This window comes from Microbacterium sp. NRRL B-14842 (assembly GCF_050470785.1).
Map to the genome: position 1 here is coordinate 1 of NZ_JBFLUM010000058.1, position 10,357 is coordinate 10,357.

Annotated in this window: 11 protein-coding genes and 5 pseudogenes; 9 read left to right on the forward strand and 7 right to left on the reverse strand. The window is 71.7% G+C overall.

Annotated elements, in window-relative coordinates:
* Positions 1-260 (forward strand): hypothetical protein (locus tag AB1285_RS23495; RefSeq protein WP_429977958.1); only part of this gene is annotated, 260 nt, incomplete at its 5' end.
* A 164-nt stretch (positions 261-424) separates the two neighbouring features.
* On the opposite strand, the gene AB1285_RS23500 is transcribed toward AB1285_RS23495, so the two are convergent.
* From AB1285_RS23500 to AB1285_RS23525, 6 genes are all read right to left on the reverse strand, one after another.
* Positions 425-715, reverse strand: coding sequence for a hypothetical protein (locus AB1285_RS23500; protein ID WP_429977959.1), 291 nt, complete (start codon positions 713-715; stop codon positions 425-427).
* Positions 712-1,005: a TetR/AcrR family transcriptional regulator gene (locus tag AB1285_RS23505; RefSeq protein WP_429977960.1), complete on the reverse strand. Its 294-nt coding sequence runs from the start codon at positions 1,003-1,005 to the stop codon at positions 712-714. Before AB1285_RS23505 ends, AB1285_RS23500 begins: the two co-directional genes overlap by 4 nt.
* Before the next feature lie 36 nt (positions 1,006-1,041).
* Entirely contained in the window at positions 1,042-1,311 is a 270-nt protein-coding gene (locus AB1285_RS23510) for an alpha/beta fold hydrolase (protein WP_429977961.1), read from the reverse strand.
* Between the two features lie 342 nt (positions 1,312-1,653).
* The gene (locus AB1285_RS23515; protein ID WP_429977962.1) at positions 1,654-1,890 is read right to left on the reverse strand and encodes a hypothetical protein; all 237 of its coding nucleotides are present in this window, start codon (positions 1,888-1,890) and stop codon (positions 1,654-1,656) included.
* A gap of 52 nt (positions 1,891-1,942) precedes the next feature.
* Positions 1,943-2,251: a hypothetical protein gene (locus AB1285_RS23520; RefSeq protein ID WP_429977963.1), complete on the reverse strand. Its 309-nt coding sequence runs from the start codon at positions 2,249-2,251 to the stop codon at positions 1,943-1,945.
* Between the two features lie 87 nt (positions 2,252-2,338).
* Positions 2,339-2,485, reverse strand: coding sequence for a hypothetical protein (locus tag AB1285_RS23525; RefSeq protein ID WP_429977964.1), 147 nt, complete (start codon positions 2,483-2,485; stop codon positions 2,339-2,341).
* Between the two features lie 1,011 nt (positions 2,486-3,496).
* On the opposite strand from AB1285_RS23525, the gene AB1285_RS23530 reads away from it, so the two are divergent.
* From AB1285_RS23530 to prfA, 8 genes and pseudogenes are all read left to right on the forward strand, one after another.
* Positions 3,497-3,955 (forward strand): hypothetical protein, encoded by a 459-nt coding sequence (locus tag AB1285_RS23530; protein WP_429977965.1) that lies wholly within the window; start codon positions 3,497-3,499, stop codon positions 3,953-3,955.
* Positions 3,943-4,488: a hypothetical protein gene (locus AB1285_RS23535; RefSeq protein WP_429977966.1), complete on the forward strand. Its 546-nt coding sequence runs from the start codon at positions 3,943-3,945 to the stop codon at positions 4,486-4,488. The genes AB1285_RS23530 and AB1285_RS23535 overlap by 13 nt, the downstream gene beginning before the upstream one ends.
* A gap of 104 nt (positions 4,489-4,592) precedes the next feature.
* Positions 4,593-5,895 (forward strand): annotated as a pseudogene (locus tag AB1285_RS23540) (homoserine dehydrogenase).
* Between the two features lie 64 nt (positions 5,896-5,959).
* Positions 5,960-6,847 (forward strand): annotated as a pseudogene (gene thrB / locus AB1285_RS23545) (homoserine kinase); the annotation flags it as partial.
* Between the two features lie 341 nt (positions 6,848-7,188).
* A pseudogene (locus AB1285_RS23550) lies at positions 7,189-8,330 on the forward strand (hypothetical protein).
* Positions 8,315-8,743, forward strand: coding sequence for a hypothetical protein (locus tag AB1285_RS23555; protein ID WP_429977967.1), 429 nt, complete (start codon positions 8,315-8,317; stop codon positions 8,741-8,743). Before AB1285_RS23550 ends, AB1285_RS23555 begins: the two are co-directional and overlap by 16 nt.
* Entirely contained in the window at positions 8,734-8,970 is a 237-nt protein-coding gene (locus AB1285_RS23560) for a hypothetical protein (RefSeq protein ID WP_429977968.1), read from the forward strand. Before AB1285_RS23555 ends, AB1285_RS23560 begins: the two co-directional genes overlap by 10 nt.
* 8 nt (positions 8,971-8,978) lie before the next feature.
* A pseudogene (gene prfA, locus AB1285_RS23565) lies at positions 8,979-10,054 on the forward strand (peptide chain release factor 1).
* Between the two features lie 16 nt (positions 10,055-10,070).
* Here the strand turns inward: prfA and AB1285_RS23570 are convergent.
* Positions 10,071-10,342 (reverse strand): annotated as a pseudogene (locus AB1285_RS23570) (helix-turn-helix domain-containing protein); the annotation flags it as partial.
* Positions 10,343-10,357 lie beyond the last annotated feature (15 nt).

The window sequence follows — 10,357 nt, forward strand, 5'->3', positions numbered from 1 at the left end:
TCGCGGGCCTGAAGGCGGGGCGAAGCGCTCGTTCTGGCGAGCCCTGCCGTGAGGCGGAGCAGCGCGAGGGTCGGGCCGACGGCGCGCAGCGGTTCCGCCTGAGCGCTGATGACCACGGCGTCGGCGACGAGGTCCGTCGTCGTGCCGCGAGCAGGACGGCGAGCTGGGCGCCGAGGGAGAACCCGACGACGGTCGCCGGTTGCGTCTCCTGCTCCAGCAGCGGGACGAGCGCCGCGACCGTCTCCTCGTGCGACACGTAGTCCGCTGTCGCGCTGCCACCGTGTCCGGAAGATCCGGGAGGATGACCCGCCGTGCGGGGTCGAGGTGACTGCGCAGCGGCTCCCACATCCAGCCGGCGACCCCGCCCCCGTGCAGCAGGAGGGAGGGGAGGGGTTCCTCGGAGCCTGTCGTCTCGTGATGCATGTCACTCCGTCTCGAAGCTCGCGGCCATGCGGCCGACCGTGTCGATGGCGCTCTCCAGCGTCGCGCGATCGAGGGGCCCCAGGGTGCGGGCCGCGGAGAGCAGGCCGAGCGTGGCTACCGGACAACGCGAGAGCCAGGCCTCGGGCTCCACGTCCGGCACGATCCGGCCCTGCTCCTGCAGCTCACGGATCCCGGCGACGACCTGTTCGTGACGCCTCCGGTACCGGGCGGGTGGCTGCGCGGCGACGTGCGCACCGAGCATTCCCGCGTCGTCGAGGAACGCGGCCGTCATGAGCTCGTCGCGAGCAGGGCAGCAGCTGTGGCGCGGTAGAGGGCACTGAGCGAGGGCTGCGGTCCTGCGGTACGGGCGACCGCATCGGCGATCCGAGACGTGCCGCGCTGGAGCAGCGCGTCGAGGATGTCGCGCTTCGCCGCGAACTCCAGGTAGACCGCGCCCTTGCCGATGCCGGCCGCGCGTGCGATCGCGGCGACGCTCATGGCATCGAACCCGTCGGTCAGCACCATCCGCTCCGCGGCATCGAGGATGCGGGCGCGCCGGTCGGGCACGAGCGGCCTAGGCATCGGAGCCTCGGGCGAACCAGTCCCGGAGGGCGGGGATCACGAGGTCGGGGCGGTCGCGTTGCACCCAGTGTCCGGCTCCCGGTGCCACCAGGAGCCGGCCGGCCGGAGCGCGTCCGCCGCCTCCTCGATCCTCCGAAGAGGCACGCCGGAATCCCGGTCGCCGTGCACGAGCAGGACGGGGACCCGGATCTCGGCGAGCCGGTCGCGGTAGTCGGTGCGGAGTCGCAGCGGTCGCACCTGATCCCGCTGCCAGTCGCCGAACGTCGTGAGACCCGATCCTGTCGCTGCCTCTGGCGAGCACCGCATCGACGAGAGCCGGGTTGCGGGGCGTCCGGGGAGTGCACGAGATCCTGGAGGCCGCGCATCATCGCCTTCCGGTCGCGCGCGTAGGCGCGTGTCATGGCGCCGAGCAGCCCCGAACGCAGGAGCAGGAATGTCGACAGGTGCGAGAGGGCACCGAGGCGTCCGTCCGTCAGCTGTGGCATCAGCCCGTAGCTGCCGAGGAGGGCGGCGGAGAGCGCAGCGTCCGGGCGGTCGAGGAGGTGGCCCAACGCCAACCCGGCACCCAGGGAGAGTCCGCCGACGACGTAGGCCTGCAGGTCGAGGCATCGACGAGGTCGCCGACGTACTGCACCAGGCGCTCCTGCGTCAGCGGCGCTTCGAGGCGCGGACTGCGTCGAACCCGGGGTGGTCCGGTGCCACGACGCGGTGTCCGGCGGCCGCCAACGCCGGTCCGACCTCGCCCCAGGAGAGTTCTGCACTGTCGGCGCCGCCGGCCGTGGCAGGAAGGAGCACGGGCGGCTGCGTCTCCGCCGCGGGGCACCATTCCGCGACCGACACCCGCGCGCCGGGAACGGTCACGGTGTGCCGTCGTGGTGCGGACATGCGCCCCCTCTCGTTGTGACCACCATATCGATTGCGGTCACAACGAGGAAGGTCACTTTTTCTCGGCGGTGCCGTTCTCCTCGGCCGCCGCGCGCTGGGCGTCGCGCAGCTCGGCCGTGGCGATCTTGACGTCCACCTCGGCGCGCTGCAGCCGCCGCTGGACGAACGTGCGTGCGCCGAACCGCTCGTGCAGGCGGTCACCGCGCTCCTCCTCGGCCGTGACGATGTAGGCGCACGAGACGAGGATGACCTGGGTGGACAGCTGGAGCCAGATCAGCAGCGCGAGGAGCGAGGCGACGAGGCGAGCAGGGGGTTGCTCGTCCGCACCGCCGACGAAGAGCCCGGAGAGCTGCTGCAGCACGATCAGGCCGAGGCGCCGAGGAAGGCGCCGCTCCACAACGACCGCGCAGCGGTCGGACGCGCGACAGCAGGAGGAAGGCGCCCACGATCAGGCCGCGTCGAGGATGAACACCACGAGGAGCGACAGGATCCGGACCGTCCAGGCGAGCAGAGGGGAATCCGACGGGCACCCGAGCAGGTCGCCGATCCAGGTCACCCCGAGCTGTCCGATGAAGGTGATCCCGGCGGCGAGCACGAACGCGAGGCCGATGCCGATGCCGAGAAGCAGGTTGCGGACGATGACCCAGATCCACAGGATGTCCGCCTGGATCGTGCCGGCGATGGTCCGGATGGCCGTGCGGAGCGAGCCGATGGCGCCGAGCGCGGCACCGACCAGCGCGACGAGGGAGATGATGCCGGCGATCGAGAACGACGCCGGAGTCCGGAGGTCCTTCGTATCGAGACACCGCCCTCGCCGATGAGCCCGGGGACCGCGGACTGCACGGCGTCGATGATCGCGCGCCAGGCCTCCGGGTTCCGGAGAGCCAGAGGGCCGCGAGGGAGAAGCCGAGGAGCACGCCGGCGAAGACGCTGAACAGGGCCAGGTAGGTCACGCTGTCGGCGAGCATCGGACCGCGGCGCTCGGAGTACAGCAGCACCGCCCTGACCGGGCGCCGGGCCAGGGCCCAAGCGATCACCGGTCCCGTGATGCGGGCGACGAGTCCCGGTCGGGCCGGGGCTGCGGAACGGTTCTCGGAGTCTCGCGTGTCGGTGTCTGCCACGCCCCCACCCTATGAGCCGCTCGGCACCCCTCCCCAGGGGGTTGACGCGGCGTGTCACCATGACCAGGCGGGGACAGGGGTGCCCTAGAATCGGGGCAACTCGATGTGCGCCTCCGCCCGAGATCCGTCCCACGATTGGTGTTCCGTGCTCGACTCTGCCGCCACGCTCGCTCCGGATTGGCTCGTCGTCCCCGACGACCCGAACGATCTCGCGGTCGGGGTCTGGCCGTCCTCCACGGAGCGCGACGAGGACGGAGCCCTCGTGCTGGCGGGTGTGACGGCGCCGGAGCTCGTCCGGGCCTACGGCACGCCGCTCCTCGTGCTCGACGAAGACGAGGTGCGCCGCCGCGCCAGGGCCTTCCGCGACGCTTTCGACCGCGCCGCCTCCGCCCACGGCACGACCGCGCAGGTGTACTACGCGGGCAAGGCGTTCCTGTGCACGACGGTCCGCCCGGTGGGTCGTCGACGAGGGGCTCCGCATCGACGTGTGCACCGGCGGCGAGCTCGAAGTCGCCCTCGCCGCGGGGGTCGCTCCGGCCTCGCTCGGCTTCACGGCAACAACAAGTCGGGTCGCCGAGCTCGAGCGCGCGGTCGCCCTCGGCGTGGGGACGATCGTCGTCGACAGCGCGATCGAGATCGAGCGCCTGGCGCCATCACCGCCCGCACCGACGCCGTGCAGCGCGTCATGGTCCGGGTCATCAGCGGCGTCCACGCCGAGACCCACGACTTCCTCGCCACGCGCACGAGGACAGAAGTTCGGCTTCCCGCTCGCCGAGGCGGAGGTCGCCGTGGCACGGATCCGCGAGATCCCCGGGCTGGAGTTCGCCGGACTGCACTGCCACATCGGCTCCCAGATCTTCGGCGTGGCCGGCTTCCGCGAGTCCGCCTCCCGCGTGCTCGAACTGCACGCCGCCCTCCTCGAGGACGGCCCGTGCCGCAGCTGAACCTCGGCGGCGGGTTCGGCATCGCCTACACCCGCATCGACGACCCCACCCCCATCGACGAGCTCGCCGGCGGCATCGTCGCGGCGGTGGCCGAGGGCTGCGCGGCGCGCGGCATCCCCGTGCCGGCGCTGTCGTTCGAGCCCGGGCGCGCGATCGTCGGCACCGCGGGCGTGACGCTCTACGAGGTCGGCACGACGAAGGACGTCACGGTCGCCTCGGGGGCGACCCGGCGTTACGTCAGCGTCGACGGCGGGATGAGTGACAACGCCCGCACGGCCCTCTACGGCGCCAGCTACTCCGCCCGCCTGGCCTCGCGCGCGGAACGGGCGACCCGCAGTGAGCCGGGTGGTCGGCAAGCACTGCGAGTCCGGCGACATCGTCGTCGATCACGAATATCTGCCCGGGCGACGTCACCCCGGGGGACCTGCTCGCGGTGCCCGCGACGGGCGCGTACTGCGCCTCTCTCGCGAGCAACTACAACCACGTCCCGCGGCCGCCGATCGTGGCGGTGCGCGAGGGCCGCTCGCGGGTGATCGTCCGCGGAGAGACCGTCCACGACCTGCTGGCCCGCGACGCGGGCATCGACGGGGCGCACGCCCCCGAGGGAGCACGATGACCCACCCCAGAAGGAGCACCCATGACTGACTACAGACGACTTCGCGTGGCGCTGCTGGGCGCCGGAGCCGTCGGCTCCCAGGTGGCGGCCCTCCTGCTCCGCCACGGCGACGAGCTGGCCGACCGCGCGGGTGCCGCGCTGGAGCTGGCGGGCATCGCGGTGCGCAACCTCGACGCGCCCCGCGACGTCGAGCTGCCGAAGGAGCTCTTCACGACCGATGCCGAGTCGCTCATCCTCGGCGCCGACATCGTGATCGAGCTGATCGGCGGGATCGAGCCCGCCCGCACCAACATCCTCCAGGCCGTCGGCTCCGGCGCCGACGTGGTCACCGCCAACAAGGCGCTGCTGGCGACCCACGGGCCGGAGCTGTTCGAGGCCGCGGATCGCGTCGGCGCATCGGTGTACTACGAGGCGGCGGCCGCCGGCGCCATCCCGATCATCCGTCCGCTGCGCGACTCGCTCGCCGGCGACCGCGTCGTGCGCATCATGGGCATCGTCAACGGCACCACGAACTACATCCTCGACCGGATGGACACCGAGGGCGCCGACTTCGCCGACGTGCTCGCCGACGCGCAGCGCCTGGGGTATGCGGAGGCCGACCCCACCGCCGACGTGGAGGGCTACGACGCCGCGCAGAAGCCGCGATCCTCGCCAGCCTCGCTTTCCACACCGCGGTGCGCTGGAGGCGGTGCATCGCGAGGGCATCACCTCGATCACCGCGTCGATGATCGAGGAGGCCCGCGCGGGCCGGCTTCGTCATCAAGCTGCTCGCCGTCTGCGAGCGGATCGAGGCGAACGGCGCCGAGTCCATCTCGGTGCGGGTCTACCCGGCACTCGTCCCCGTGTCCCACCCGCTCGCCTCCGTGCACGGTGCCAACAACGCCGTCTTCGTCGAGGCGGAGGCCGCCGGCTCTCTCATGTTCTACGGGGCGGGCGCCGGCGGCGTGCAGACGGCCTCGCCGTCCTCGGCGACGTCGTCTCCGCTGCGCGTCGGCATATCGCGGGCGCGTCGGCGGTGGGCGAGTCCACCCGGCGAATCTCCCCGTCGTGCCCATCGGCCACGTCACCACGCGGTACAGATCACCCTCGAGGTCTCCGACGCCCCCGGCGTGCTCGCGACCGTGGCGGGCAATCCTCAGCGACGGCGGAGTGTCCCGTCGCGACCGTCGTCCAGACCGTCGAGGGTGAGGACGAGCCGACCGCTCGCCTCATCATCGGCACGCACCGTGCGACCGAGCAGGCCCTCAGCGACACGGTGGACGTGCTGGGCGACAGCGACGTCGTCGCCCGTGTGGTGTCCGTCCTCCGGGTGGAAGGCGAGTGACCACGGTGACGGCTACGGCTCCCGCTCCCGAGGAGCACGGCGCCCGCATCGCCGCACGGTCGAGGTGACGGTGCCGGCGACGAGCGCCAACCTCGGCCCCGGCTTCGACACGCTCGGCCTGGCGCTGAGCATCTACGACCGTCTCGAGGTGACCGCTCTGCCGGAGGGGGAGCTCGAGATCGAGGTCTCCGGTTCGGGCGCCGCCGACATCCCCCGGGATGCGTCCAACCTCATCGTCCGACGATCGCCTACGTCTTCGCGGACGTCGGCAGGCCGATGCCCGGCCTGCGCATCGTGGCCGAGAACGCGGTCCCGCACGGCCGCGGCCTGGGGTCCTCGGTGCGGCCGTCGCTGCCGGCGTGCTCGCGGCGAAGGGGCTGCTGGCCGGCGACGTCGACCTCTCCGACACCGATCTGCTGCGCCTCGCGACCGAGCTCGAGGCCACCCGGACAACGTGGCGCCCGCGCTGTTCGGCGGGCTCACGATCGCGTGGATGGGGAGCGGGGTCCGCAGCACAAGAAGCTCCTCGTGCATCGGGGCGTCTCGCCCCTGGTCCTCGTCCCCGCGTACACGATGTCGACCTCGCAGGCCCGCTCGCTGCAGCCGCCGCACGTCTCCACGGCCGACGCCGTGTTCAACGTGTCCCGGTCGGCTCTGCTCATCGCGGCGCTGATGCAGAGCCGAGCTGCTGCTGGACGCGACCGCCGACCGCCTGCACCAGGACTACCGCGCCGGCGCCATGCCCGAGACGCAGCGCCTCGTGCAGGCGCTGCGGGCCGCCGGATTCGCCGCCGGTCGCTCCGGCGCCGGCCCCAGTGTGCTCGTCCTCGCGGACGGTCCGGGCAGTCGCCTGGACGCCGTCGAGGTGGCCAATCGGGTGACCGACACCCCGTGGGAGGCGCTCCTGCTCGCCGTCGACGTCCGTGGTGGTACAGTGGGGGATCGAGCGGAGGCTCCACGTAGCATTCGTGAATCTGGCCCCATTGCATCTCTTGCAAGACCCGCACGCAAACCCCTGAGGCCCAAGTGCCGAGGCTGGCTGACGCCGAGCGTCAGCCCGTGCGATCGTGCGCAGCACCCGTTGTGCGCGTTCACGCTCATTTCCCATGACCTATAAGGAGTACTCGTGGAGAACCTCTCCGAGACCCAGAACGATCAGGCGGCTCCGACCGCCGACGCCCCCGTCGCCGCGCAGGCGACCGAGTCCGCTCCGGCCAAGAGCGCGCGCCGCGCCGGGCGAGCACCGCGACGGCCGCTGCCAAGGCCGCAAGGCGGAGGAGTCCGGCACCGCCGATGCTCCCGCCGCTGCCGGCGACTCCGCCGAGGGGGCAGAAGCCGCGCCCAAGGCGAAGGCTCCGCGCCGCACCCGCGCGAAGAAGGCGGACCGCCGAGGCCCCCGCCGAGACCGCCGCCGCCGAGCCGGCGCCTGCTGCCGAGGCCGCCGAGGCACCGGCCGAGGCCCCGAAGTCCGGACGCGGCCGTCGCACGAAGAAGGCGGACGCCGAGGCCCCCGAGGCGAAGACCGAGAAGGCCGAGGCGGCACCGGCCGACGGCGCGACCGAGACGGCCGACGCGGGCACCGCCCAGGGCGGCCGCACCAAGAACGACGCGGCGAAGAACGAGCCGAAGACGACGGCGCTGCCGCGAAGAACGAGGCCGAGGCGGACGCCCCCGCGAAGGACGCGTCCGGCGGAGGGAGACAACGGCGACGAGCAGGGTGGTCGAGGCCGCAGCCGCAACCGCAACCGCAACCGCGGCCGCGGGCAGGGCGGCGGTCAGGAGCAGGCGCAGAACGCACCGGCCGACGACGACCAGTCCGGCAACGGCAACGGGCGCAACCGTCAGCGCAACAAGCGTCGCGGCGCCGGCCCTGTCGACGAGTTCGAGACCGAGATCACCGAGGACGACGTCCTCATCCCGATCGCCGGCATCCTCGACGTGCTCGACAACTACGCCTTCGTGCGCACCACCGGCTACCTCGCCGGGCCCAGCGACGTCTACGTCTCGCTCGGCAGGTCAAGAAGTACAACCTCCGCAAGGGCGACGCGGTCGTCGGCTCCATCAAGCAGCCGCGCGAAGGCGAGCAGCAGGGCCGCCAGAAGTACAACGCCCTCGTCAAGGTCGACTCCATCAACGGCCTCTCGGTCGACGACGCGGGCCACCCGCGTGGAGTTCGGCAAGCTCACGCGCTCTACCCGCAGGAGCGTCTGCGGCCTGGAGACGGCTCCGGAGAAGCTGACGCAGCGCATCATCGACCTCGTCGCACCGATCGGCAAGGCCAGCGCGGCCTGATCGTCGCGCCGCCCAAGGCCGGCAAGACGATCGTCCTGCAGCAGATCGCCAACGCGATCGCGCAGAACAACCCCGAGGTGCACCTCATGGTCGTACTCGTCGACGAGCGCCCCGAGAGGTCACCGACATGGAGCGCACGGTGAAGGGCGAGGTCATCGCCTCCACCTTCGACCGTCCCGCGGAAGAGCCACACGACGGTCGCCGAGCTCGCGATCGAGCGCGCCAAGCGCCCTCGTCGAGCTGGGCCGCGACGTGGTCGTGCTGCTCGACTCGATCACCCGCCTCGGACGCGCGTACAACCTGGCCGCTCCGGCGTCCGGCCGCGTCCTCACCGGTGGCGTCGACGCATCCGCGCTCTACCCGCCGAAGCGCTTTCTTCGGTGCCGCCCGCAACATCGAGAACGGCGGATCCCTCACGATCCTCGCCACCGCGCTCGTCGAGACCGGCTCCAAGATGGACGAGGTCATCTTCGAGGAGTTCAAGGGCACCGGCAACAGCGAGCTGCGCCTGTCCCGCCAGCTCGCCGACAAGCGCATCTTCCCGCGGTGGACGTGAACGCGTCCAGCACCCGCCGCGAGGAGATGCTCCTCTCCGCCGACGAGGTCAAGATCACCTGGAAGCTGCGCCGCGCTCTCGCCGGCCTCGACCCGCAGCAGGCGCTGGAGGTCGTGCTCGGCAAGCTCAAGGAGACCCACTCCAACGTGGAGTTCCTCGTTCAGATGCAGAAGTCGATCCCGACGCTGCCCTCGGGCGCCCACGGGCACGACAACAACATCCGCTGAGGCCCGACGTGTTCGAGTCCGTCCAGACTCTGATCGACGAGCATCGCCGGGTCCAGGAGGAACTCTCCGACCCGGCGTGCACGCCGACGCGGCCGCGCCAAGCGTGTCCAACCGTCGGTACGCCGAGCTGTACGCATCGTCTGCGGCGCACGAGGCGTGGACGGGCGCCGTCGATGATCTGGAGGCGCACGCGAGCTCGCCAGGGAGGACGAGGCGTTCGCCGCCGAGGTCCCCGCGTTGGAGGAGGGCGTGCAGACCGCGCAGGAGCGCCTCCGACGACTCCTCATCTCCGCGCAGACCCCGACGACGCCCGCGACGTGATCATGGAGATCAAGGCGGGGGGAGGGCGGCGCCGAGTCGGCGTTGTTCGCGGCGGATCTGCTGCGCATGTACGTGCAGTACGCCGCGTCCAAGGGTGAAGACCGAGCTGCTCGAGCGCAACGAGTCCGACCTCGGCGGCTACAAGGACGTCCAGGTCGCCATCAAGGGCTCCTCGTCTGACCCTGCACAGGGCGTCTGGGCGCACCTGAAGTACGAGGGCGGCGTGTGCACCGCGTGCAGCGGGTGCCGGCCACGGAGTCGCAGGGACGCATCACACGTCCACGACCGGCGTGCTCGTGTTCCCCGAGGTGGACGAGCCCGAGGAGATCCAGATCGATCAGAACGATCTGAAGATCGACGTGTTCCGTTCATCGGGCCCCGGCGGCCAGTCGGTGAACACACCGACTCCGCGGTCCGGATCACCCACGTGCCGACCGGCATCGTCGTGTCGATGCAGAACGAGAAGTCGCAGTTGCAGAACCGTGAGGCCGCGATGCGCGTGTTGCGCGCCCGACTGCTCGCCAAGCAGCAGAGGAGGCTCGACGCAGCAGCCTCCGACGCGCGCAAGTCGCAGTTCCGCGGCATGGACCGCTCGAGCGCATCCGTACCTACAACTTCCCGGAGAACCGGATCGCGGATCACCGGACGGGGTTCAAGGCGTACAACCTCGATCAGGTCATGGACGGTGCGCTCGACCCCATCATCGAGAGCGCATCGCGCCGACGAAGAAGCGCGCCTCGCCGCCGTCGGCTCCGAGGGCTGAGCGGCCGCCCACCGCGTCACGTGCGCGTCGCGTACCGGTGCTCGGCCGTCCGGTCGATCCGTACCGCAGCCGCACCTCGACGATCGTCCGTGCGGCGAGTGCCGCGAGGTGCCGTTGCGCGGTGGCCCGTGAGATGCCGACCCGCTCGGCGACCTCCGCGGCCGAGGCCTCGCCGTCTCCGAGCGCTGCGAGCACGCGCTGCTCGGTGGCCGAGCGCGATAGGGACACCGGCTCACCGCCGCCGTGCAGGATCGCGAGCGCCCGGTCCACGTCCTCCTGCGTGAGGGCCGCTCACCCGCGAGC

Bases quoted from the DNA above. Each gene is read 5' to 3' on its own strand.
- AB1285_RS23500 (WP_429977959.1), bottom strand. From the start codon at position 715: ATGACGGCCGCGTTCCTCGACGACGCGGGAATGCTCGGTGCGCACGTC.
- AB1285_RS23505 (WP_429977960.1), bottom strand. From the start codon at position 1,005: ATGCCTAGGCCGCTCGTGCCCGACCGGCGCGCCCGCATCCTCGATGCC.
- AB1285_RS23510 (WP_429977961.1), bottom strand. From the start codon at position 1,311: ATGCGGTGCTCGCCAGAGGCAGCGACAGGATCGGGTCTCACGACGTTC.
- AB1285_RS23515 (WP_429977962.1), bottom strand. From the start codon at position 1,890: ATGTCCGCACCACGACGGCACACCGTGACCGTTCCCGGCGCGCGGGTG.
- AB1285_RS23555 (WP_429977967.1), top strand. From the start codon at position 8,315: ATGGAGCGCACGGTGAAGGGCGAGGTCATCGCCTCCACCTTCGACCGT.